General features: G+C 69.4%; 19 protein-coding genes and 5 pseudogenes. 12 read left to right on the forward strand and 12 right to left on the reverse strand.

The genetic code is table 11. From position 1 onward, the window contains the following. Positions 1–547 (reverse strand): annotated as a pseudogene (locus tag M2163_RS00005) (hypothetical protein); the annotation flags it as partial. Positions 548–1,206: 659 nt separating this feature from the next. Here M2163_RS00005 and M2163_RS00010 point away from each other — a divergent pair. From M2163_RS00010 to M2163_RS00030, 5 genes are all read left to right on the forward strand, one after another. Continuing rightward, on the forward strand, positions 1,207–1,479 hold the full coding sequence (locus M2163_RS00010; RefSeq protein ID WP_280892823.1) for a hypothetical protein: 273 nt from the start codon (positions 1,207–1,209) through the stop codon (positions 1,477–1,479). Between the two features lie 177 nt (positions 1,480–1,656). Beyond that, positions 1,657–3,078 carry a DNA-binding protein gene (locus tag M2163_RS00015; RefSeq protein WP_280892824.1) on the forward strand — a complete coding sequence of 474 codons (1,422 nt, stop codon included), beginning with the start codon at positions 1,657–1,659 and terminating at the stop codon, positions 3,076–3,078. A 282-nt stretch (positions 3,079–3,360) separates the two neighbouring features. Then, on the forward strand, positions 3,361–4,344 hold the full coding sequence (locus tag M2163_RS00020) for a TnsA-like heteromeric transposase endonuclease subunit (RefSeq protein WP_348542146.1): 984 nt from the start codon (positions 3,361–3,363) through the stop codon (positions 4,342–4,344). A gap of 23 nt (positions 4,345–4,367) precedes the next feature. After that, on the forward strand, positions 4,368–6,761 hold the full coding sequence (locus tag M2163_RS00025) for a Mu transposase C-terminal domain-containing protein (protein ID WP_280892825.1): 2,394 nt from the start codon (positions 4,368–4,370) through the stop codon (positions 6,759–6,761). Between the two features lie 53 nt (positions 6,762–6,814). Further along, positions 6,815–7,783, forward strand: a complete 969-nt coding sequence (locus M2163_RS00030; RefSeq protein ID WP_280893126.1) for an ATP-binding protein — start codon at positions 6,815–6,817, stop codon at positions 7,781–7,783. A gap of 75 nt (positions 7,784–7,858) precedes the next feature. Here M2163_RS00030 and M2163_RS00035 read toward each other — a convergent pair whose 3' ends face one another. Next, on the reverse strand, positions 7,859–8,740 hold the full coding sequence (locus M2163_RS00035) for an XRE family transcriptional regulator (protein ID WP_280892826.1): 882 nt from the start codon (positions 8,738–8,740) through the stop codon (positions 7,859–7,861). A 932-nt stretch (positions 8,741–9,672) separates the two neighbouring features. On the opposite strand from M2163_RS00035, the gene M2163_RS00040 reads away from it, so the two are divergent. Further along, the gene (locus tag M2163_RS00040) at positions 9,673–10,446 is read left to right on the forward strand and encodes a GntR family transcriptional regulator (protein WP_280892827.1); all 774 of its coding nucleotides are present in this window, start codon (positions 9,673–9,675) and stop codon (positions 10,444–10,446) included. A gap of 22 nt (positions 10,447–10,468) precedes the next feature. On the opposite strand, the gene M2163_RS00045 is transcribed toward M2163_RS00040, so the two are convergent. From M2163_RS00045 to M2163_RS00055, 3 genes are all read right to left on the reverse strand, one after another. Continuing rightward, complete coding sequence (locus M2163_RS00045) at positions 10,469–10,894, reverse strand: hypothetical protein (RefSeq protein ID WP_280892828.1); 426 nt, start codon at positions 10,892–10,894, stop codon at positions 10,469–10,471. Positions 10,895–12,076: 1,182 nt separating this feature from the next. Continuing rightward, a complete protein-coding gene (locus M2163_RS00050) occupies positions 12,077–12,505 on the reverse strand; it encodes a hypothetical protein (protein ID WP_280892829.1) in 429 nt (142 codons plus the stop codon). A 75-nt stretch (positions 12,506–12,580) separates the two neighbouring features. Continuing rightward, a complete protein-coding gene (locus M2163_RS00055; RefSeq protein ID WP_280892830.1) occupies positions 12,581–13,255 on the reverse strand; it encodes a helix-turn-helix transcriptional regulator in 675 nt (224 codons plus the stop codon). Here M2163_RS00055 and M2163_RS00060 point away from each other — a divergent pair. Then, a pseudogene (locus tag M2163_RS00060) lies at positions 13,207–13,880 on the forward strand (haloacid dehalogenase-like hydrolase). The gene M2163_RS00055 and the pseudogene M2163_RS00060 overlap by 49 nt on opposite strands. 21 nt (positions 13,881–13,901) lie before the next feature. Here M2163_RS00060 and M2163_RS00065 read toward each other — a convergent pair. The 3 genes from M2163_RS00065 to M2163_RS00075 all read right to left on the reverse strand — a co-directional run bounded on the left by M2163_RS00065 (position 13,902) and on the right by M2163_RS00075 (position 15,511). Next, a complete protein-coding gene (locus M2163_RS00065) occupies positions 13,902–14,633 on the reverse strand; it encodes an A24 family peptidase (RefSeq protein WP_280892831.1) in 732 nt (243 codons plus the stop codon). A 255-nt stretch (positions 14,634–14,888) separates the two neighbouring features. Then, positions 14,889–15,260 carry a fic family toxin-antitoxin system, toxin component gene (locus M2163_RS00070; protein WP_280892832.1) on the reverse strand — a complete coding sequence of 124 codons (372 nt, stop codon included), beginning with the start codon at positions 15,258–15,260 and terminating at the stop codon, positions 14,889–14,891. Continuing rightward, a complete protein-coding gene (locus M2163_RS00075) occupies positions 15,257–15,511 on the reverse strand; it encodes a hypothetical protein (protein WP_280892833.1) in 255 nt (84 codons plus the stop codon). The genes M2163_RS00070 and M2163_RS00075 overlap by 4 nt, the downstream gene beginning before the upstream one ends. A gap of 148 nt (positions 15,512–15,659) precedes the next feature. Between M2163_RS00075 and M2163_RS00080 the strand changes: the two genes are divergently transcribed. Together M2163_RS00080 and M2163_RS00085 are read left to right on the forward strand one after the other, a co-directional pair. Next, a complete protein-coding gene (locus tag M2163_RS00080) occupies positions 15,660–15,992 on the forward strand; it encodes a hypothetical protein (RefSeq protein WP_280892834.1) in 333 nt (110 codons plus the stop codon). 236 nt (positions 15,993–16,228) lie between these two features. Continuing rightward, positions 16,229–17,077, forward strand: coding sequence for a sugar nucleotide-binding protein (locus M2163_RS00085; RefSeq protein WP_280892835.1), 849 nt, complete (start codon positions 16,229–16,231; stop codon positions 17,075–17,077). Positions 17,078–17,239: 162 nt separating this feature from the next. On the opposite strand, the pseudogene M2163_RS00090 reads toward M2163_RS00085, so the two are convergent. Continuing rightward, positions 17,240–18,111, reverse strand: a pseudogene (locus M2163_RS00090) (IS5 family transposase). A gap of 14 nt (positions 18,112–18,125) precedes the next feature. Between M2163_RS00090 and M2163_RS00095 the strand changes: the two are divergent. After that, positions 18,126–18,651 (forward strand): annotated as a pseudogene (locus M2163_RS00095) (transposase); the annotation flags it as partial. Positions 18,652–18,876: 225 nt separating this feature from the next. After that, complete coding sequence (locus M2163_RS00100) at positions 18,877–19,809, forward strand: pentapeptide repeat-containing protein (protein WP_280855109.1); 933 nt, start codon at positions 18,877–18,879, stop codon at positions 19,807–19,809. Positions 19,810–19,998: 189 nt separating this feature from the next. On the opposite strand, the gene M2163_RS00105 is transcribed toward M2163_RS00100, so the two are convergent. Beyond that, positions 19,999–20,412 (reverse strand): transposase, encoded by a 414-nt coding sequence (locus M2163_RS00105; RefSeq protein WP_280855108.1) that lies wholly within the window; start codon positions 20,410–20,412, stop codon positions 19,999–20,001. 320 nt (positions 20,413–20,732) lie between these two features. Between M2163_RS00105 and M2163_RS00110 the strand changes: the two genes are divergently transcribed. Continuing rightward, a complete protein-coding gene (locus M2163_RS00110; protein ID WP_280855107.1) occupies positions 20,733–21,278 on the forward strand; it encodes a hypothetical protein in 546 nt (181 codons plus the stop codon). A gap of 8 nt (positions 21,279–21,286) precedes the next feature. On the opposite strand, the pseudogene M2163_RS00115 reads toward M2163_RS00110, so the two are convergent. Then, a pseudogene (locus tag M2163_RS00115) lies at positions 21,287–21,987 on the reverse strand (class I SAM-dependent methyltransferase). Positions 21,988–22,112: 125 nt separating this feature from the next. Further along, the gene (locus tag M2163_RS00120; protein WP_280855106.1) at positions 22,113–23,279 is read right to left on the reverse strand and encodes a hypothetical protein; all 1,167 of its coding nucleotides are present in this window, start codon (positions 23,277–23,279) and stop codon (positions 22,113–22,115) included. Positions 23,280–23,690: the final 411 nt, after the last annotated feature.

Consider the following 23,690-nt stretch of genomic DNA (forward strand, 5'->3'; position numbering starts at 1 on the left):
AGGCGAGGCTGAGTCCGGTTGCCTCGGCTAGGTCGGTGGCCCGGTAGGGCGGCCTGACGTCGGCCAGGATGCGCACCAGGCGTTCGGCCTTTGAGCCTGACAAGGTCACCGCTGGCGAGGACTGCGAGGCGCTGCGTGGGGCTCGTGTCTGGCCTTCGGTGTAGATGAAGATGGCCGGCCGGTCTGCTCGGATCCAGACGTTGCGGGTCAGGTCCAGGTAGTTGATGCCGTGGGTGCGCAGGAGGTCCTGGGTCTTGGGGGAGATCCAGGGGGCCATGACCAGCAGCGAGGTGAACGAGTTCACCTGACGGACCAGGTGCAGCTTGCTCAGGAGTTCGGTGCTGACGGCGCGGGGTGTGAGTGTGGGCTTCAGGTCCACCACGTACCTGGTGGTGTGGCCCAGGTCGGTGGAGCGGATCTCGATCACGCGGTCCGCGTACCAGTCGGAGGGATCCTGGTGATGGCTGGAGACTGCCTCCACTGTCCAGCCTTCGCCGAAGAGGCGGCGCAGCTGGTCCAGGCCCGCTTCGAAGAGGTGCCTCGGCAACTCCTCTCCGTCACTTCTTAGATCCACATCCACTCCCACGGTTACTTAAAGTGACAACTTGCCTAGTTTGAAGACTTTCCTTGGTTAAGCAAGTTCCGTTTAGAGGCAAGTTAACTCTACTTGCCGAGTTTCCTTAGTTAAGCAAGCTCGAAGAACAAGCAAGTTTCCTCATTGGCGGGCGCCCTTGGACCAGCATCGACTCCACCGGCCAAGCGCTTCGCACAAGGCAGCAAGCACGTAGAGCGACCCGGTCCGCGGCAGGAATCTGTCTGACGAACTCCGCCCGGCGCAGTCCGGCCCTCGCAGTGCCCTGGTCACTGAGTGGTGCAGCCGCAGTGTGCCAGGGCGGTACCGGGTGCCGGTGGCGCTCGTTTGCGGTGCACCGGTGTCGGGAGGCTGGCGCCCCTGTGCGTGCTGCGGGATGTCGGCCGGTGGGGTGGTAAGCGGGAGGCGGTTCGGGGTGAGGGCAGTTCTGCGTGTGATGCCCGTGGTGGGCGAGACGACGTGGTCGTTCCTGAATCGTGTGGCGGCCACGTACGGGATGCAGTCCGTCGATCTGACCGCGCAGTGGCGGTCGGCGAACCGGGTGCAGCGCAAGGACCCGAATCACGGGGCGCTGAGGTGCTGCTCGATGTGGTGGCGCAGGAGCAGTTGGCCGGGTGGTGTGGGTGCCGGCGGGGCATCTGGCGCGGGTGCTGCTGTCGTGGGCAGCCGGGCCGGCGGCGCCGGCCGGCGGGGAGGGCGACAGCCGACCGCTGGGAAGTAAGGCGGGCGAGATGGCCGGAGTGGATGAGCAGGGGCTGTTCACCGAGGGGTGCCTACTCGGGCTGCGCGCCAAGCTGTGTGCCGACGTCGACGCCCTCGACAGGTACCTGCCGTCGCAGGCCGCCGCGCTGGTCCGGAAGGTCGCCGGGGTGCTGAGGGTCCCGTAGCCCGGCACCCGCGTGACGGTGAGGTTTTGCCGTCGTTGGACGGTACGCCCCCGACGGGGCCCCGGGGCCGTTTCTCCGGGGTCCTGTTCGGGACCCTGTTCGGGGCCGCATGACCCACGGCAGCGCTTCGACGACTGGGCTACCGCAGCTGGCTGCCTCGCCGACCTTGTGAGGGCCATGACCGACGACGTTGCTGGCGCGGTCCCCTTCGATGTCCCTGGCCGTGCTGGGGTGTTCCGCATTGCTCCCCTGGCCGGGGAAACGACCGCCTCGCTGTTGGGCCGTCTCGCGCACCGCTATGGGCTGGAGGCGAGGGCATTGTGGTCGTGCTGGCAGTGGGGCAACGCTCCGCCCCCGCGCCAGGGCGGCGGGGTGCCGGCCGATGCCGAGGTCCTGCTGAACAGGACGGGGCGTGCGGTCCTGGCGTCCTTGTGCGGAGTGGAGCAGGAGGTGCTGGCGCGGGCCTTGCCGTCCTGGGGGCGCCGGGACTCAAAGCTCCTGGAATGGCACCAGACGCCGGCGGCGGTGTGGCGTAGGGCGGGTGCGGTGGCCGGGCCGGTGGCGTTCGGCTGCCGCCTGTGCACCGCCCGGCGCACCGGGATGGTGGTGCGGGCGGTGCGGTACGTGCCGCGGCGGGAGCGGGTGTGTGCACGGCATGGGCGGTGGCTGTTGGATGCGGACGCCGACCAGCCGCTGGAGTATCTGGAGTTGCGTGCCGTGCCGGAGGTGGCACTGGCGCAGCGGCGGTGGGCGGGTGTGGCGCGGCGGGCGGTGCGGGCGGGGGCGGATCCGTGGCAGGTGTTCGTGCTGGCGCATGCGGTGGTGTGCCGGTGGTGGGAGCAGGCTCTTTGCTGGGAGCGGGAGACGATCTGGCCGCGGCGCCTGGATCTCGTGGCGGGCGGCAGTGTCGGGGCTGATGCGGGGCGTTGGCGGGTGGTGGGGCGGGACGCGGTCGTTTTTCCCGAAGTGGTGGCCGTCGCGGATGCGTTGCTGGATCCGGTCATGGCGGAACTGGTGTGGCGCGGAGGCGGTACGGAGCAGTTGCCCTCGCTTTTGGTGGGCGCTGAGGTGTGCCGTCGGCTCGGTGAGCGGGTGGGACGCCCCTGGCTGGGACCGCTGGCCGCGAGCGACTACGGGGGGCCGCTGGCCGGCTGGATGCGCGCGGTCATCCGCCGGCGCAGCGGCGGGGCCGGATCCGGTGCCGTCGACCCGTGGGGGGTGAGTCCCGGCCACCAGGTGGCAACCCTGGCCGAACAGGCGCGGATGCTGGGCCGGGAGAACAAGACGCCTGGCTGGCGCGGAATGTGGCGGGCGGCGGTGCCTTCCGAACAGCAGGCCCTGATCACTGGCACGGCTGACAAGGCCGCCGAACACCTGGCGCAGGTGCGCCGGACCCCCAACGGGCCGACCGCGCAGGTAGCCCAGCAGCTGGTGCGCACCCTGCGCCACAGCACCGACTTGATCGACAACGCGCTGCAGCGGACCGTCCTGGTCGCGTTGAACGCCGGCGTGCCCCCGGACGAGGTCGCCCAGTGGACCGGCATGTCCGCTGAGGCTGTGCAGGACCTGCGCAGCGGCGGCCGGCACGACGACCACTGACGCACACGCTGCGGCATGCCGTGCGGTGAGCTGTAGCGGTGGGTGGCCGCCGCTGCGGACGGGACCGGTCTGCGCGATCGCGCGGCAGGTCTTGTCGGGCCCGGGTGCGACGACCACTGGCGCACGAGCGCGGGGTGCATGGGTGGCGCTTCGCCTCTCGTCAACGGGCAGGCACATGCGCGACCCGTTCGTGGCCCGAACCGCGGAAAGTGTCCTGGTTGCCGGCGCAAACGGCTTGGCTGAGGAGGGGTGATCGCAGGGGCGGTCCGGCCGGGAAGCCAGGTGAAGCCAGTGAGAGCGCACGGCGCTGCCGGATTCGAGGCGCTGTTTGTGGATCCGGTCGGGCAGTTGGTGCAGCAGCGGTGGCAGGAGGCGGCCGCGGCGGTGGCCTTCGAGAACCTGGCGCCCGTTGCGGCGTTCCCGGCGGTGCCGGGGCGCAGATGGGGGCCGGGTCTGTGGTGGTCGGCCACGACCGGACGGCATGTGGCTGCCGGTTCGAACGCGATGCGCGCCCAGTTGATGGTTCTGGACCGGGATCCGGAGGTCAGCGGGCTGGCGGGGCGCCCGGTGCGGCTGTTGTGGCATACCGGGCGTGGGCAGGTACGCTCGTGGGTGCCGCAACTGTTCGCCCGCTACCGCGACGGCACAGCGTTGCTGGCCGACTGCCCCAGCCATGCGGATGCCGGCGGCGACCGTGCCCGCTACGCCGCGCAGGTCGTGGCGCAGGCCTGCGCGGACGTCGGCTGGACCTACCGGAGTCTGTCCCCGCTCGACGACGCCCTGGCCGCGAACGTGAAATGGCTGGCCGGCTACCGCCATCCCCGCAATGCCGGGCGGGAAGACCTGATGCCCACCGTGCTGGCAGCGTTCACGCGGCCGCGGCCCCTGGTCGAAGGCGCCCGGGCGGCCGGGCCCCGCATCGAGGTCCTGCCCGTCGTCTTCCACGCCCTGTGGCACGGGATGCTCACGACGGCGCTGGATGTGCCGCTGCACGAGCGGGCCCTGGTCGGCCCGCAAGGCTGGAGCAGCCCAGGAGACGGGCCTGGAGCACCATCTGGAGCCGAGCCCGGAGCACCGTCTAAGGCCGATCTTGGGGCTGGGGCTTGGGCACCATCTGAGGCCGGGCCTACAGCGCCGTCTGGGGCTGGGTCTGGAGCGCCGCCTGAAACCGGGGCGGGGGTCGGGTCTGGGGCGCCGTCTGGCTCTGGGGCTGGGTCTGGGGTGGTCGGGTACGGCCGCGGCCGTCGGCGGGCAGGTGCGCGGTGAGCGTGCGGCGAGATAGCCGGCCGGTGGTGAAGGTCGGAGCGCAGGTCCGCTTCCAGGGCGTGAGGTGGCAGGTGGTGGCCCTGGCGGGGCAGGAGATCAGTCTTCTCGGCCCGGACGGCGCCGGCCAGGTGGTGCTGGCCGGGCATCTGTTCGCTGATGCCGGCTTCATGGTCGTCGGGGCTGAGGTGCCCCAGGCGTGCCCGCGGTGGGGGCTGTTCGAGACCGCTCCCGCCGCGGCCCGCCAGAAGGCGCTGGCCTGGCAGCGGCATGTGCGGGAAGTCGAGTGCGGGCGGCCCGACGGGCCGGGCAGCGACGATGCGGTACGTGAGCAGTACGACCCTGCGCGGCACACGCTGGCCGAACGGGAGCGGGCCAAAGCCGCAGAGCTGACCGCGCTGGGGTTCGGCCGGGTCTCGCGTACGACGGTGCAGCGGATGCGGCTCGCCTACCGCAAGCAGGGTTTGTGGGGTTTGGTCGATCACCGCGCCACCCGCGCCACCCGGCCTACCGGGCGGGCCGATGAGCGGGTGGTGGCCGCTGTCCGTGAGGCGCTGCGTCGTCGGCGTGGCCGTTCCAAGGGCACCGTCAGCGGCGTGTTCCCCCTCATCCAGCAGATCCTCGAAGACCGGTACGGCCCCGGGGTGGTGCCCGTCCCGTCGCAGGCCACCTTGTACCGGCTGGTGGCGGCTCTTGCCCGCCCCGGTGAACTGCCGGCGGGGCGGGTGCGGCAGGTGCCGGCCAGTTGCGAGGGGCGGGCTTTCACTCCGGCCACGGCTTTGCGGCCGGGCGAGCAGGTCCAGATCGACACCACCCGCCTGGACGTCTTCGCTCTCTTCGACGACGGCATCCCCAGACGTCCCGCTCTGACGATCGCCGTCGATGTCGCCACCCGCGCCATCCTGGCCGCCGTGCTGTGTCCGAGCGCGACCAAGGCCGTGGACGCGGCACTGCTGCTGGCGGAGATGGCCGTCCCGCACCCCGCCCGCCCCACCTGGCCAAACATCTGGCGCATGGACCACCAGCAGGGGGCCCTGCCCCACCAGGAGCTGGCCGCACTCGATGAACGTCTTGAGCAGGCGGCGGCCCGGCCGGTCGTCCTGCCGGAGATGATCGTCATCGACCGTGACCACGTCTTCGTCTCCGCCGCGTTCACCGCCGCCTGCGAACACCTCGGCATCAGCGTCCAGCCCGCCCCGCCCCGCGCGCCCACCGCCAAAGGCATCGTCGAACGCGCTTTTGACACCATCAACGCCCTGTTCGGCCAGCACCTGCCCGGCTACACCGGATCCGACACCACCCAACGTGGCCCCGACGCCGAACACGAAGCCTGCTACAGCGTCCCCCAACTGCAAGACCTCCTCGACGAGTGGCTGGTGCACTACCACCACCGGCCCCACGGAAGCCTGCGCCACCCGCTCATGCCCAAGAAGGCGTTGAGCCCGAACCAGATGTGGGCCGCGCTGCTCGCGGTCACCGGCTACGTCCGCGTCCCCCTCACCCGCAACGACTACCTCGAGCTGCTGCCGGTGCACTGGCGGTCCATCACCCCTGCCGGAATCCGCATCCAGCACCGCACCTACGACGCCGACCTCCTGGCCCCCTGGCGCGGCCAGCGCTCCCCCCACCCAGCCCGCGGCGGGAAGTGGGAGATCCGCTACAACCCCCACGACGTGCGCCAGGTCTGGGTACGGCTGCCCAACGGGAAGCTCACCGAAGTTCCGTGGATCCACCGCGACCACATCCACGAACCGTTCACGGGCGACGTCTGGCGGCACATCCGCACCACCACCCACCACCACTACGACAGGGGCAGCGAGCAGGAGGAAGCCGCCCTTGCTGACGCCGTCGACCAGCTCATGCGCCGCATCCACACCGGCCACGCCACCAGAACCGAACAAGCCGTGATGGCCCGCACCACCCCGCTCCCCCTGCCCCGCCACCCCGAACACCACAACCACAGCCACAGCCACGGCACCAGCGACAGTGCCGAGACCGGGGCCGGCACCGGGGCCCGGGCCGGGGCCGGGGCCGGGGCCGGGGCCGGGGCCGGGGCCGGGGCCGGGGCCGGGGATCTCGCACCGTGGGAAGAGGACGACAGCCTCGACGACCTCGACCACGACGACCTCGACCACTTCGACGAAGCCGACGAGGACGACGACCTCGACCAGGACGACCAGGACGACCAGGACGACCAGGACGACCAGGACGACGAAGCCGACGAGGACGACCTCCTCGACCAGGACGACGAGGACGGCCTCCTCGAGGACCTCGACGAGGACCACGGCGATGAGCTCGACGAGGACCACGGCCTCGACGGCGTCCATGACCGGCCCGGCAGTACGACCCCGCCCGAACGGCCCGCCCCGACCACCGGGTTCGGGCTTTACAACGCGCACGAGGAAGCCGACACCTGGTGAACACCCGTCCCGCCCTCGCCGAAGGCGACGAGCCACCCGAACCGTCCTGGCCGCTGACCACCTGGCAGGGCTGGCACCGCTTCGCGACCACCGACCCGCCCGCCCCGCCCCCACCGGGCGGACCACCGCGCCCCCGTGCAGAACGCCTGGCCTACCACTCCAGCTTCGTGACTATCCGCACCCCCGCCATCAGCGACCTGGCCGCACAGACCCGCACCCTGATGGTCCTGGGCCGCCACCAGGAGGCCACCGCACGTCCCTCACTGATCGTCACCGGGCCCGCCGCCGCCGGGAAAACGACCGCTCTGCTGTCCGTGGGCCGCACCTGCCACCTCGCCCACACCCGCAAAAACCCTCCCCCGCCCGGACGAAGCCGCCCCCCAGTCCCGGTCGCCTACGTCCTGGTCCCGCCCGGCGCCACCGCGAAAACCCTCATCACCGAGTTCGCCCGCTACCTCGCCATCCCCACGACCGCCCGCATGACCCAAAACCAGATCACCGACGCCGTCTGCCACACCTACACCGCTGCGGGTGTCCAACTCGTTCTCATCGACGAAATCCACCGCCTCAACCCCCGCACCACCAACGGCGCCCAGGCAGCCGACCTCCTCAAAGACCTCACCGAAAAACTGCCCGCCACCTTCATCTACGCCGGCATCAACGTCACCGACACCCCCCTGTTCTCCGGCGTCCGCGGCGCCCAGCTCGCCGGCCGCGCCTGCCTCATCCCCTGCGGCCCCCTGCCCGCCCGCCACGGCACCCGCGAACCCTTCCGCGACGTCATCACCGACATCGAAAACCACCTCGACCTGCAGCAGCACAAACCCGGCACCCTGCCCCGCCTCGCCCCCTACCTCCACCACCGCACCGCCGGCCGCATCGGATCCCTCACCCGCCTCATCCGCCAAGCAGCCATCACCGCCATCACCGACCGCACCGAACGCATCACCAAAACCGCCCTCGACGCCATCCGCCTCGACCACCTCGCCGAAACCCACCACCACCCCCGCCCCAACCCCTAACCCCACCCCCGCAGGCAGGCACCACAGCCAGCCCCACCTCGCGGCACCACGGCGCCCATCGCTGCGCGTGCGCAGCTAGGCGGCGGCGAGGTGGAGGAGCTCCGGTACGCCGTCCGCGCGGGCGTAGGGCTTGAAGCGGGGGAGCAGGTCGTCGACGAGGCGGGCGCAGCGCGGTGCTCCGATACGGCGGGCCAGGAGCAGGGACTGGGCCGCGGCGGCCGCGGCGGGCTCGGGCTCTTTCAGATCGAGGTAGCTCGCGGCGCGGTAGGCGAGGAAAACACCCTTCGTCTTGTCGCGGGCGGGCGGCAGCAGACGTTCACCCTCGCTGATCAACTGGTGGGCGCGGCGGGTGTCCCCCAGGTCCAGGAGGGCCTGTCCGGAGTCGACGGCGAGGTCGGCCTCGGACACCCACGCGCACCAGGCCGGCCGGTCGACGCCGGCATCCGAGAGGTGGTGCTCGGCCGCCGCGAGGGATCGCAGCACGGCACCGCGGTCACTACGGTCCCCGCGCGCGGCGAGCGCGCGGGCCAGACGCAAGTGGATGAGGCAACGGGCGGCAGGACTCTGCGCGCGGGCCAGGGCGGAGTGGAGGATGCCGGCCGCCGCGGTGTGATCACGGCGCCAAGCAGCCTGATAGGCGAGGTCACCCAACAGCCCAGCACCCAAATCGCGGTCCCCGGCCGCGTGCGCATGGCGCAGACCCGCAATCCAGCTCCGGCTCGCGTGACTGTGGCGGCGCACATCGAAGGCGTGCCAGGCGACGGTCTGGGCGAGGGAAGCCGCCAGGGTGTGCAGGCGCAGCCCGAGGGCCGGTGCAAAGCGGCCGGTCGCGAGGAGCCCGGTCACCGCGGCCAGGTGCGCCTCCAGGAGCGCGGGGGTGTGCTGGCGCTGCTCGGTAGACAGGCCCGCCAGGCGCCGGGTGGAGTCCTCCAAGGAGGCGACGAGGTCTTCACCCACGGGTGTACCGCCGTGGGCCCGGGCGAACACGCCTGCATGGCCGCCGTCCCCGCCCACAGCCCAACCAGACAGAGCAGTGCCGGAGATCGTCAGGAAGGTACGGCGTTCCATCACTGCTCACTCAGCCTCTCTCCAAACGGCACCAAACGGTGAGACCCGAGACAAGCCACCCCATCAGCCGCCCACGGCAGCCCGTTCAGCCAGACATCGACGCGACCCCTGTCCACCAGCCAGCCGAGCGCACCAGCGATAGAGACCTGTGATCCCTCGCCGGGACGAACGCCACGCTCACGCACCCCTGCTTCACCGACCCCGCAACACCCATGCCACCTGCACGACGGCGGCACGGACACCACAGACGCGTTCCCCATCGCCTTGCCGACCGCACAACGCCCCGCCACCCACGGGTAGAAGGTGGCCTCTTCCACACCCCCATCCAATCACCCAGCGCACACGACCGGTAACACCCTCACGGAGACAGGGCCCACGAAAACCCCTCAACTAGCGGGCTAGCTCGTAGAGTTGAACCCCACCTCGATCCCGAGCACACCGAAAAAGGGCAGCGGCCGTCACCCACGACCCCAGACACCACCCCCCGCAACCCAGTCCCCGTCCCCACGCCAGCCCTCCCCGCCAGCCAGGACCAGCCCGCTCACCACGCGAAGACGAACCACCCCGCCCCAACCCCACCCCAACACCTCTCACCAGCACAAACACCAACCAAGCCTTAACACCCCCACCCAACCACCAACACCCCACCCCCTCACTCAACAAACACCACACAACCCCAGCCCACCCACCCCCACCCCACTACCCCCAACCACCCCCAACCCCTCTCAACCAACCCACAACACCCCACCCCACACACCACCCCCCACACCAACAACCCCCCACCAAACTCAGGGAGCCGCTGACCAGTACGGAGTCCGCGTATGGGCCACGAGGAGCCACCGCCGCCGCCGAAGCACGAGGTCGTCGCCAACGATCTGCGTCTTCGACTCGACAACGGCGAGTGGGCGGTTGGGGAAAGACTGCCCTCCCGTGCGCGGCTCGCCGAGGAGTACGAGGTCGGCGCCAACGTCGTGCAGAAGGCTCAGGAAAGGCTCATCGCCGAGGGACGCCTTCAGGGCCGCGCAGGATCCGGAACCTTCGTCACCGAGCTCCGCGGGCGCCGCCGCATGATCCGCTCCCGCCACCGGGAACACCGCGGCGGCAGCCCCTTCCGCGCGGACATGGCCGAACTCGGCCGCACGGGCACCTGGGAGGCACACTCCGAGGCCCGCACACCCGCTCCGCACCCCATCGCCCAGCGGCTGGGCATCGAGCCCGGCGACCCGTGCGTCCGCACAAAGTACGAGTTCCTCGCCGACGGACGACCCGCCCAACTCTCCGTGTCCTGGGAACCGATGGCAATCACAGGCAACACACCCATCCTGCTGCCCGAAATGGGCCCGCTCGCCGGGAAAGGCGTCGTCGAGCGGATGCGCTCCATCGGCGTCGACATCGTCACCGCGCTGGAAGTCCCCCACCCCGCCCGCGCCACCCAGGAGCAGGCCAACCTGCTCGGAATCGGCCGCGGGGACCTGGTCCTCGTCATCGAGCGGACCTACTACGACGGCGACGGCCGCGCGGTGGAGACCGCCGACATCACCGTCCCTGACGCCCGCTGGGAGATTGCGTACGAATTCGGGGTGGACGCCCGGTAACACCGTACGGAGCGCCACGATCTCACCAGCCCCTGCCACGGAGGACCCCCTCCCGCACGGACGGCGCATTACGCGCATGACGCAGAACCCGCAGCTCGCCCACCAGATCGGCAGGCACCGCCACCCGCTCCGGGCACCGTTGCGCCACGGTCTCCAGGGACTCGCACAACGCGGCCGCGAACGTCAGCCCCTGCGAGCGCTCCATGAGCCGGCGCGGTCTGGCCGGCGCCCCCTTACCGCACGGGGACAACACCACCTCAGTGGATCCGCGAGCGCCAGGCAGAGGCGGCCTGCAGCCGGCGGCATCCGCCGGGACGAGGAACGACACGGCGGCCGCGCCCGGCATCGGATTCACGCTGACCGCACCGGGCTCAGTCAGCCGCTCCAGCACCTGCAACGCGAGGAACCGGCAGATGGTGACGACGCCGATCTCGCCAGCCGCGGCCATGCCACACCCGCTCGCCCGAGCCGCCCCGCCGCACCCCATCCGGTTACCTCCGCCACCCGAGGCTCACGTGAAGGTAGAACCGGGAAAGGAGCCGTGGGCGAACTGACAGTTCGCAAAAAATCGCGGATCCCCCTCTCCCCCACTCACGGCGCGGTGACGGTTGCTCAGTTCCCTGCGATCGCACGTGCAAGAGACACGGAGCCTGCGGCGATGACCCCAGCTCCGCGTCTAATCGTGTGACTCACACGATTTAGTTCGTCCATGGTCAGGGCCGGTGAGTCGATTAGCAACGCCCCGCATACTGGGCGCAGTGTCACTGCGAATGTGCGTGAACCTGCTTCCGATCCGTGGGGTCGCAGATCAGCGGCCGGAATCGGCGTCGCGGATGTTTTCGTACAGAGCGCGCACCCGGGAGTGGTCATCGGGACTCAGGCGCATGTACATGTTTGCTGGCAGGTCTTGTAACTGTGTCACGAGTGGTAAAGGTAGCCAGGCGCATCCCACTCGTGATCTTGTTGTGTAAATCGTCACCAACCGGCGTCCAGAGTAGGCAAGTTGGTCGGAACAACCTCACCGCCTCGACGGTCCGCGGCATCCCGAGGCGAGCACGATCCGTTCTGTTGGCTCACCGTGACCGTTCCCCGAACGCCTTCCTTTCAGCCTCTACGAGTCGCACGAGACGGCTATGTGTTGCGCCCAAATCTCAGGCTGAGGCTGGGCATCGCCAAAACCGAGGCCATCCCGGGCCCCGCATCCAGGCACAGCGACTGGATGCGGGGCCTGAGGCTCGGCTGAGCCCGTGCCGGGACCCGGCTCGATTGGCAGCCTGCTGCATCACGCTGTGCAGCCGCTTCTCCGCGCCGCCGCGTCGAGGGCGCCGCCGGTCCGGCGCCCTCCCGTCCACAAGCCTCTGATTCCTGGAATTACGCCGCAGGCCTGTTTGTCTTCCGTGCCGCCGAGACCTCAGGCGAATTGGAGGCGGCCGGCGAGGGCGTCGACCTGGCGGCGGAATGTGCGGCGTACCCGCTGTTGCAGGTTCAAGACCATGGTGCAGGCCAGCGGGCTGCAGGAGAGGTCCTGGGGAGCGAGATCTTCCAGGCTGAGCAGGTGCACCACAACGGCGGCGCCGTCGCGGCGCAGGTCGCAGCAGCAGGCGACCTCGACTCCGAAAGTGAACTGCCGCTACCGGCTGGACAGCCTGCTGGTGTCGACCTGATCGGCCAGCCGCAGGCCTCCAGCCGCGTCACCGGCGAACATCTCAATGCTCATCGCGTGCAGGGCCACGTTGGTGTGGCCGAACACCGTCCACTGAATATTGCCCTCCCTCACGGTCCGGGCGAGCGGAAGGGCTCGCTGTTCCAGGCCCCAGCGGGCTTGCGGCCAGTCGCGGCGGCGGGCATCGGAGACGATGGCGACCAGTTCGAGAGCTCCTTCGACGGCCTGGGAGGCGGTGTCTGCCGGGAGGGCGTGCAGTTGCTCTACGGCCTTGAACGCAATCTCCTTGGCTTCCTCCACCGCGTCGGGTTCGTGGTGGGAGAGCAGGGCGTGGCCCAGGCTCCACGAGGCTGCGGCTCGCCGCACGGGGTCGTCGGCTTCCTCTGCGGCCTGCATGGCCCATTCGGCGGCGAAAGAGCGAGGTCGAGGCGGCCGGCCCTGCGGCAGTATGAGCGCAGCAACCCGTGCAGATCAGCGGCCACTCGCAGTACCTCGCGCCGCTCCTGAGCATCGTGGCCGTTTCGGTGGCGGCGTACAGCGTCGTCCACGTCCGTGATCAGGTCCGGCAAGAAGCGGGCAGCATGGGTGAAGCGGTCTCGAGGTCTGCCAGGAGTGCCAGGCCCGCTCGACACGCTCACGCAACCGCGCCGCGTCCCACGTACCGCAAGGCCCGCGGGTGGGGATCAGCAGGGCCCGGACAACCGCCGGCGCCGCGCTGCCGGGAAGCGAGGGCTGGCTGATCGGTTCCCCGGCCAGCAGAGCAGCCGGGGCTACGCCCAGCACCGCGGCGATCCGCTCCAGCACCTCCAGCGACGGGACCTTCTTCCCCTCCTCGATCATGTGCAGATAGCGCGGAGTGATCCCGCACAGCCCAGCGACTGAAGCGACCGGCCGGTCCCCCTTCTGCTGCCGGTAGCGCCGGAGGTGTTTCCCACGGCCAGGTTCCGCGACGGTGACGTCATCTGTGTCGCCCCCTTTCCCGGGTCGTCCTTGTGGCGTCAGCGTAGAGGCTGGTACCGAGCCCGCGCCTACGATCTGCTCATACTCATGTGACACGCTGTGACCCAGCTCTAGCTGGGCAGTTGGGGAGGCACTCAATGGCCGGACTGGTCCTGTGGGACGTCGACCACACCCTGATCGACACACGCGGTGTGGGCCGCGAACTGTCTGCCTCCGCGTTCCTGCAGAGCACCGGGCAGCCCATGCGGCAGCAGGCCGCATCGACGGCATCACCGAGCCGGTGATCTTTCGTGAGACAGCGAAGCTCCACGGACTGACTACAGACCGCGCGGACTTCGAGCGGTTCGCCCGCGCCCCGACCGCCGCGCACCTGGAGCGCGCCGCCGAGCTGCGGGAGCGCGGCCATGCGCTGCCGGGCGCGGCGGCGGCCCTCGGTGCCCTCGCCGAAGCAGGCGTACGGCAGACCGTGGTCTCGGGGAACATCCGCGCCGTTGCCGAACTCAAGCTGCAGGTCTTCGGCCTGGACGCCCCAATCCTGTGGGAGCTGGGCGCCTACGGGGACGACCACGACGTACGCGCCGGCCTCGTCCGCCTGTGCCTGGAGCGCGCCGACACGACCGCGGACGACGCCGTGCTGATCGGGGATACCCCGGCCGACATCGAGGGAGCCCACACCAACGGCGTGCGCGTGATCGCCGTAGCCACCGGCCGAAGCGACCAGGCTGCCCTCCGCGACGCCGGCGCCGAGGTGGTCCTCCCCGATCTGAGGGACACCGACCTGCTGGTCAAGCTCGTGCGCCATGGCGGTTGACGGTGGGAGGTCGTCCCTCACCTAGTGGACGGAGCCGAGGAGCACGCCGACCCCGGCTCCTGTCAGGAGAAACGGTCCGAGCGGGAGGGCCGTCGTGCGGTGGGCACGGCGCGCGGCCATGAGGCTGAAGCCGTACAGGGTGAAGAGCACGAACCCCGCGAAGGTGCCAGCTAAAAGGATGTCCCATCCGTACCAGCCGGTGACGGCCCCGATGGTCAGGGCGAGTTTCACGTCTCCGAAGCCGAACGAGGCGGGGCTGCTCAGCAGCAGAATCGTACAGAAGGAGACGAGCGCGACAGAGCCGAGCAGGGCTGTCCGCCAGCTACCGTCGGTGCCGGGCAGCTGCGCCGCCACGGCGAGCAGGCCCAGCGAGATCACGGCGAGCGGGAGGGTGAGCACGTCGGGCAGTCGCTGGACCATGAGGTCCACAGTGGCGAGCAGCACGCCGATCGGGATGAGCAGCAGCCAGACCACCAGTTCCGGGTGGTCTCCGACGGCGGCCGCCAGGACCGCGCAGACCGCGGCCGAGATAGCGGAGAGGGCGGTCGTGCTCGGGCCGTACGCGTCGCCGTCGGTGCAGCGGGCCCGCCCCAGCCAGCCGTTCGCGAGACCGGTGAAGGCGTGTCCGGCGGGACACGTCGTCCGCGAGGCCGCCTCGGGCGGAACGGAAAGCCGGTAGGCGGCGCGCGGTATGAACAGACCGGTGCCTGCACCCCACAGGACTGCCGCCGCGATGATCCAGAACTTCTGCACCCAACGGAGCCTATTCCGGTACAAGTTCGAGCAGCTCAGTGCGGAGCGACTTACGTGGGCCCAAAGCGTGCTGGCCGTCGCCGAGGCGCCGGCGTGAGGTGCTACGTCACGCCGTTGATCCCGTACTCCGGTAGAAAAGCCGCCGCGATGCGACCTGGCGCAGATCGCGGCGCTCCTCAACGACGTCGACGACCGGGGTTCTCTCCCGGCTGGCTCACCTTGCCGGGCCCGAAGGTGATCACCGCTTGGTCCGGGTCAGGGTTTCCAGGTGCGCAGGAATGAGGCGATCCGCTCGGCGGTGCAGCGGGGGTTGTTGAGCTCGTGGGCGAGTGCGGTGAGCTGTTCCCGGGTGGGGTTGACGGGAATGTTGCTGGCCTCGAGGTACATCACGGCGACGGCGCAGGCGACGGTGAGGTTGGAGCGCTCCAGCCACCGGCAGCGGCCCAGGGTGTGCACCAGGGCGGCAGCGCGGGCGAAGACGCCGTCGTAGACGGGAGTGTCGAGGAGTTCTCCGCGGTGGCGGGCGACGGCAGCAATGGGCACACCGTAGTCGTCGGCCGCCGGATCACGGTGCCCCGCACGCTCCGCTACTTCGAGAACCCAGGACTCGTCGACGTGCAGGATCACGCGGCCGCGCCAGGCTGTTGCTGGCCGTACGGGGCGTCGAGTCGCTGCTCCAGGTCGTCGAGGAACGTGCCGTGCTCATCGATGAGCCGCTGTGCAGCTGCCATGCCGGCGGCACGAGCACCGGTGGTGTCCTCGATAATGAGCCGCTCCACGTACTTGTTGAAGTCGAGTCGACGGGAGCGCGCGGCAGCCTTGCCAGCCTCCAACACGCCCTCGTCCAGTCGGACCTGCGTCTGCCTATTCGTAGCCACACCTCATGGTAGCAGGGTGGTAGCAGTCGCGGGCTGGGAACGAACGGCCACCGTCTGCCGGTGTCGCGCTTGGAGCCACCACCCCCATTGAGTGGAGACCCACAGAACGGCATCTCGTTACGTCCGGGCGGTTCTGATGTTGTCGCCGATGGCTTCCAACGCGAAGGACCCGCGCTGCATCGCCATGGCCGAGGCCCTGGTCCCGTTGCTGCGCCGCTGCAGTCCCGAGAACGCTGGCGGCTTCGGCGGCTCCTGCCAGGTGAACCTGGGCGACGAGGAAGCCGTCAGGCTCGGCGGAGTCGAACTGATCAGGGCTGCAATGCGCAAGGCGGCCCGGCAGCTGGACGGGAAAGCCGAGACGATCGGGTGGATCGGCACGCGATTCGGCACGATGGTCGCCGTTCCGACACCCGGGAGGTCCCCGAGGAGCATCGGCCCGTCGTGGACGCCGCGATGTACGAGCGCAAGAGCGCTGCGGTGACCAGGGTGTCGTCCGAGTCCGGCGACGTTCCTGTGCAGCGCGGCTCGGTCACCCTGATGACCCAGGAGTTCCGCGCGGCTGTCGCTGAAACGAAGGCCTGACCAGACGGGCCCAGGTCTGAGCTGGCGAGGGTTTCGGACAGCTGCCGTCGCCTCTGATGCCGGGTCCCCCGTTCGTGGCCTTGTACCGGTAGACGTTGTTCAGCGCCTTCTGGGTTCGGTCTACCGTTTCGCCCCATGACCATTTTGATCATCGGTGGCAGCGGCTTCCTGGGCGCCGAGCTGGTCCGGCAGGCGACCGCAGCCGAGCAGGTCACGGCAGCGACGTACGCCACCAGGCCCGGTGACGCTGCCCAGGTCGCCTGGTGCTCCCTCGATCTGCGGGACGTCGGCCGTCTGGACGCCGTCTTGAGCGAGGTCAGTCCGCGTCTTGTGATCAACGCATCGAGCGGTGGGGCCGACTGGGCCGTGACGGCACAGGCTCCCATCCGGCTCGCGACGGCTGCTGCAAGACAAGGTGTGCGCCTCGTCCACGTGTCCAGTGATGCCGTGTTCTCCGGGACCCGGGTGCACTACGACGAGTCCAGCCTGCCTGACCCCATCACTCCGTACGGAGCGGCGAAGGCTGCGGCGGAGACGGGAGTTCTCGCTGTGTATCCGGAAGCGGTGGTTGTCCGCACGTCGCTGATCATCGGCGACGGGGGATCCGCCCACGAGCGCTTCGTACACGAACTCGCCGCCGGAACCCGCGACGGCGCCCTGTTCACCGACGACATCCGCTGCCCGGTGCACGTCACCGACCTGGCCACCGCCCTCCTGGAACTGGCTTCGGGCGACGGCTCCGGCATCCACCACGTCGCTGGGCCCGACGCGGTGAGCCGCCACGAACTCGGCACCCTCATCGCCAAGCGGGACGGTCTCGACGCCTCCCGCCTCCCGACCGGCCTGCGAGCCGACAGCCCGCTACCCGGCGCCCTGGACGTGCGCCTCGACAGCCGGGCAACACAGCGCAAACTGAGCACCACCCTGCGCGGCGCTCGGGCAGCCCTGCGCCGGGCCATCGTCGACCCACCACACGGCAGCTGACCGAGCGGGTCCGATCCCGCGGCCCTCTGGACGGCACCGTCGTCGAGGTCCGTGACGTTCTCTGAACCGTCGCTGTGGACTGGGGCTTTGAGATCGTCAGCGAGCACGGCCCAGCACGTGGGCCTGCGTGCCGAGCGTGACGGCTAGGGGCTTTCGTTTGGATCAGCGGGCGGACCACAGAAAGATGCCCGCGATGTGGAGTCCGGCCAGGTAGATCGTGGCTGTCTGCTCGTAGCGGGTGGCGATGCCGCGCCACTGCTTGAGGCGGTTGATGCACCGCTCGACGGTGTTGCGCTGCTTGTAGGCCTCGCGGTCGAAGGCTGGCGGCCTGCCGCCCCGGCTGCCTCGACGCAGCCGGTGGCCACGCTGATCTGCCGGGACCGGGATCACCGCCCGGATGCCGCGCTTGCGCAGGTGGCTGCGGATCGCGCGGGAGGAATAGGCCTTGTCCGCCAGGACCACGTCCGGCCTGGTGCGAGGGCGTCCGCGCTGCCGGGGAACACGCAGGCGGACCATGACGTCGGTGAAGGCCGGTGCATCGCCTGCCTGTCCGGCGGTGAGAACGAACGCGAGAAGTCGGCAGCGGGCGTCGGCTGCTAGGTGGATCTTGGTCGTCAGCCCACCGCGGGACCGGCCGATGGCGTGGTCGCCCGGTTCGCCGGCCGGGGCCCCTTTTTGCGGGCCCCGGCCGCGTGCTGGTGAGCTCGCACGATCCTGGAGTCGACGGACACGGCCCAGTCAAGGTCCTCATCGGCGTCGGCCTGGGCCATCAGCACGGTGAACACCCGCTCCCAGGTGCCGTCAACGGCCCACATCCTCAGCCGGTTGTAGACGCCTCGCCAGTTGCCGTACTTCTCCGGCAGGTGGACCCACTGCGTTCCGGTCTGGAACTTGAAGGCGATCGCGTCGATCACCTCACGATGATCCCGCCAGCGACCACCCCGCTTCGGCGTGCGGTCCGGGAGTAACGGCTCAATCCGCGCCCACTGCGCATCTGTTAACGGCACACCCGGACCAACGACCGACTGATCCAAACGAAACTGCCTAGCCGTCGGCCTGCGTGATCGACGCCCAGAGCGTCAAGACCTCCACCAGCGTTCATGTCTCCAGCCAGGGCATCGACGCTGGGAAAAAGTCGTGGGAAGGAAGCGGAACATCGTCACCGACAGCATCGGTCTCCTGCTGGCCGTGCTGGTCACCGCGGCCAGTGTTCAGGACTCCGTCGCCGGCACCCGACTCCTGGACCAGGTTGCCGCCGACCACCCCGGCATCCGCAAAGTGTGGGTGGACGGCGGCTACCGCCAGCACCTCGTCGAGCACGCCGCCACCCTCGGCATCGACATGGAAATCACCGCCCGCACCCTGGGACCAGGGGCTTCACCCCGATCCCGAAGCGCTGGGCCGTCGAGCTGACCTACGGCTGGTTCATGCTCCACCGACGTCTCGCCCGCGACTACGAGACCCTGACCATCCGTTCCGAAGCCCCGATCCACCTCGCCATGACCGACCTCGTGGCCCGCCACCTCTCCAGCAAGCCTACGGAGATCTACCCAAATCCGCCGTTTCGCCCATAGGGCTCGCACGGAGTCACTATCGTTGAATACCGACAGTAGGACCTACTAGTACTGACCAACGCGTGCTGGGTGAGAGCCGTCAAAGTTCGGGGGAATATGACAACTCAACCACCTGGTCTACCTCCGCCCTTCGGTCCCATACCTCCAGCTCCGCCACCAGATCCCGCGACCTTGGCTGCTGCGGAGCGAGAGCGCGAACGACGACTGCTGCGGACACAGTGGGCCATGGTCAGCGCGACTTCACTGCCCGGCATTGCCGCCGTCATCGCATTGATCTTCTCCTTCGCCAGCGTCCAGCAGGCCCATGACACTCTGCGTCTGAGTGAGCAAGGACAGATCACGGATCGGTACACCGATGCGGTCGCCAACCTCGGGTCCGACACTGTGGATGTGCGCCTGGGGGGCATCTATGCTCTGCAGCGGATCATGACCGACTCCTCCCGTGATCAGTCCACCGTCGTGCGTGTGCTCAGCGGCTTTGTTCGCGTTCATGCCCCCCAATCAGCCAAGACGACCAGCGTCTACCGGCCGGGAGGCCCGCCGTCAGACGTCACGGCTGCCCTCGAAGTCTTGGTGATGAGGGAATCCCATAAGGACGGCACCGCCTTCGTCGACCTCCATGAGGCCGATATCCGAACGACGGACTTTGCCCGGTTCTGGCGTAAAGACCGCAGGGCCCCGGACCTGTCGGAAGCGGACTTGCGCCAGGCGGATCTCACCGGATCCGACCTCAGTGGCGCCGACCTCCGCGGCGCCAATCTTGAGAGCGCAGTACCGAACCAGGTGAATTTCACCGGTTCGAACCTCAGCCATGCAAATGCCTCACTAGCCGACCTCCGAGTTTCGGACTTCACTCGCGCCAACCTGACCGGCGCAGACCTCCGCGCCTCGCAGCTCGTCCGAGCCTCGTTGTTCAACACGAACCTCACTGGGGCGCGCATGGACTCAGCGGACGTCCGCGACACAAGCTTTCTTGATGCGAACTTGCGCAACGTAAGCCTTAGTGAAACCGACCTGACCGAGGCGCGGGATCTCACTCTGGAGCAGGTGGTGAGTGCGCGGCTGTACCCCACCACCATCCTTCCTGAAGCCCTGGCCTCGAACCCGAAGGTCCAAGCACGGATAGCTGAGGTGGCCGCGATGAAGAAGCAAGACTGAGCATCGCTGCGTAGCAGCGCCGCGTAATCCGCGATGATTGCGGCCGTAACACCCCTCCCCCGGCGTCGGATGCGCGCCAAAATCACCCTGCTTTGCGGGCGCCCACCGCAGGCCGGTGGGCGCGGGCGATGGTCGAGTAACCGACACGTCCCAGGTAATAAGCCCCTGGGCGTCGGCCCGGGCCTGCAGCTACTCGAAGATGCGGCGCCAGGTGCCGACGCGCTGCCACCGCCGGAACAGACCGTAGGCGGTCTGCCACGGGCCATACCGCTCGGGCACGTCCCGCCAGGGAGTACCAGCGCGGGTGCACCAGCGTATGCCGTCTATCAACTGCCGCCTGGTGTGCACCGGCGGTCGTCCGGGCTTCCTCCCGACCCGGAGCAGCGACTCAGGCTTCGCCCACTGCGCATTCGTCAGATCACGCCGACTCCTTCCTCGAAACGCTGACTGGCCCGGCCCGCGTCGAAGCAGAGCAAGCCCTTGCCGAAGCCCCGGAGTGGCTGACCGGGCATGAGGATTACCAGCAACGGGTCTTCGCCGGCCTCGCGCAGGCCGTCTCCGAGAGGCGGTCCTGGGCCGTCCGCTCCCAGTTGCAGACCGCATCGACCCTCACCCGGCGTGGTGCCAGCCCTTCCGAGCAGCGTGTCCTGGCCGCAGCCCGAGCCTTCCTCCGTCAACAGGACCACCCGTCCGCCGGCAACGCGGGCCGGACCGTCGTCTATCCCCCTGCCCTGCGCTCCCGCCGCAAACGCAACCGGCCCCGCCCGCCGCAGGAGGCCCCCAAGCCGCAGCCGCCGCGCAGGCAGCAATCGGCGAAGGAAGCACTGGAACAACATCTGGAAGGTGCACGCCAGGAGCGCCGGCAACGCCGAGCAGCGTTACGGGAAGTTCGAAGCATCCTCCACCAACTCGGCGCCGCCGACGTGTCCGTCGCTGAGGAACGCCGACTGGTCACTCAGCTGACCGCGGAGGCGAGCGCAGCCGGCAGCTCGCTCTCGGGCAGCGATCGGCGCACCGCCCAGGCCTGGATGGAGAAGCAGCCGCCTCCGGCGCCGGAGAATTCGCCTCTCCCGCACAAAAGGCCCCCAGCACGACCGCTCCGCCCCCACCGGGAGCTTGAGCCGGAGGTACTGGCTTCAGCGGCCCTGGCGGTACGCGGCGCCCTCAAGAAGGCCACCCGGGCCCAGACCACCACCAGCTGGGGGCAGCTGGAACGGCAGCTCGGCTCTGCGCTGCCCCGCACCTCACTCGCCGACCGCGTTCGGGTCCTCATCCGCGTCGACGAGACCACGCCCGCCGACCAGGACCTGCTGTCCACTCTGGTCGCCGCGGGCGACCCGGGTATGACGATGCCCTACCGGGAGGTCGCCGCCGCACTCGGCCTGGACCTTCCCCCGGACGATGACGACCTCCGCGACGTCCTCGAAGCCGACGTTGAGCAAGTCCATAGCTATTGGTACCGCCGGTAGTTGCCCTGTCAGGAAGGGCAGCGCGCACGGACCAGCAGCGTGTCTGCGGTGCGTGGTCCTTCGGTCGCGGCAGGCAGCACGACGGTGTTGATCCCGGCGAACCCGGCCTCGTCGAGCAGCCTGGTCCACACCTGCGCCTGCAGCACCCAGCGGCGCAATCGGCCCTGCTCACCGTCCGGCCTGTTGGCCGGCACGTCGGCCGCGATCACATCAGGCTGAGCGGTCGCCCCGCTCACGTAGTGGGCGAGTGTCGAGAACACCAGTCGTCCGCCTGGCCGCAGCGCGGCGGCGGCCGCCGGCAGCAGCTCGCGCGGGTCGGTGAAGTCGAGGGCTCCGAAGACGCTGTACAGCACGTCGTACGCGCCGCGCATCGTCTGCAGGTGAGGCACCGCGTCGGAGTGCACGATGCGCAGGCGCGGAGCGAGATCGCCGTACAGGTCGGTGGCCATCGCGTACTGGGCGGGCGAGGCGTCGACCGCGGTGACCGGGCCGGCTGGTGCTGCACCGCCAGGTGCGCGGCATGCCGGGCGGCCCCGGCTCCGAGGTCGCCCACGCAGCGGCCGCCCAGGTCGCCCAGAACTTCCACGCCGGGCCCCGCGTCCTGTCCCCAGGCTCAGGAGAAGCGGTCAGGAACAGTGCGGTCCGTGGCGGCGCGGGCACGGCCGTAGTGGTGCCAGAGGTCCGCGGTGCTGGTGGTCACGCGCCTCATGTCCGCCCCTCCACTGGACTCTCGATGCGGTCGGCCCGGGCCAGCGGCCCCCAACCACGTACCGACTTCGCCTGCCTTCCCTCACCCGAGGGCAGGCATCCCTCTCGATTCGCGCACCCTCCTGGTCACGGCGCAGGCCAGGACATTCCGGTCGTCTTCAGCTCCTCGTGCAGAGCGAGGACGCGTGCGCCGGCACTGCCGTAGGTCCGCAGGGCCGCCTCCCGCCCCGACAGCTGCGCAGCAACCAGCACCAGGTCGGGGTCACTGGCCACCGCCTCCCGCAGCAGACTCAGATCCCACGCGTCTACCGGCACGTCCTCCACTTGCGGGTACTCCACGTAGCCGTTTCGTGCGAACGGATCCTGCCGGATCTGCTGGGTGGCTTGTCCGAACGCTCGGTTGGGCGGCACGAATTGCTGCAGAGCGTCGTCGTAGTCGGGGCCCTGAGCCGTCTGCCGCTCGGTCTCGGCTCGGTCCAGGCGGTGCAGTGCTGCGGCGATCACCCGGTGCGGGAACCGGGGCCGCCACCGTGCCATTCCGAGCTCCTGGCCTAGGTCACGCAGCCACATCAGGATCTGGGTGTCGAACCAGTTCTTGGCGACTAGGTCGAGCAGCACCCATGAGAGCTGATCGTGTGTGGCGCCCTGGGTCCAGTTCACCAAGGGGCGGACGTGGACAGCGAGGCGCCGTGCCCGGTCGATCCGCTCGGAGGTGATCCGGTACCCGAGGATGGTCAGCGTTCGTTTCTTGCGGCGGGATGTGGCTCTGGCTGGCCGCGCTCGCGCGGTAGAAGAGTCTTTACCACCCGCTACCTGACATTGATCCACTTTCTTAAGCACCATGAGGGAAGGGGTCTCATCCTGGCCTGAACGGTGCTTGTCCACGGGCGAGTTATCCACAGCCTCCCTGGCTCGGACCGGGTCCTGGACCTGGTCGCGGCGGTCGACAACGATCCGGGCGGTGTAGCCGGACCCGACGACGGTATGGCCGAGCGCGCGGTCGTACGCGGGCGGGATCACCGCCCCGTACACCGTCGACGTACGGGCGTACCCGTCCAGGCCGCTGGCCCGTCGCACGTTGGTACGGCTGCCGCGCTCCACCCACGCCAGCGACCCCATCTCCCGCAGGTACGCAACATGCCGGCTGACTGTCGCGCGTGACAGCCCTAGCCGACCCACCATGTCCTTGAGGCAGTACCGCACCTCACCAGTGTCGAAGTCCATTCGCGTCGCCAGGTCCTGCGCGACCAGGAGCGTCGTCGCCGACGCCCGTGCATGCACCCCCTCGCCCACGAGCCAATCCAACGACCGCAGCCACCGCCGCGGCCCCGACCGTCGGGAAGCCGTCCGCGACATCACCTGATCGTCACGAGGGACCACCGCGTCTGCCAACGCTCTTACCGGAGCCCATGGCGACGGTGGTGAAGACGAGGGCGCGGTCCTCATCGGATTACACCGGCTGACTGCGCGCGGAACCCGGTCAGGGACCGTCCGTGGGACGGAACCGCCAGGGAAAGCAGAAACTGTGACCCGACAGACCGTGCAAAGCTGGCTAATCGGGCATGGATGGGCTGACAAAGGGCAGCACGATGCTGCAACATTGGGTCATGCCTCGCTTCAACCTCGAGGTGGGCATAACGAAGGCCTCTTTGGCACTTCGTGGTTCGCTCCAGAACCAAGATCGAACTGTCCGGCCGGCCGCTA

The sequence above is a fragment of the Streptomyces sp. SAI-135 genome (assembly GCF_029893805.1).
In the GTDB taxonomy this organism is placed as follows: Bacteria; Actinomycetota; Actinomycetes; order Streptomycetales; family Streptomycetaceae; genus Streptomyces.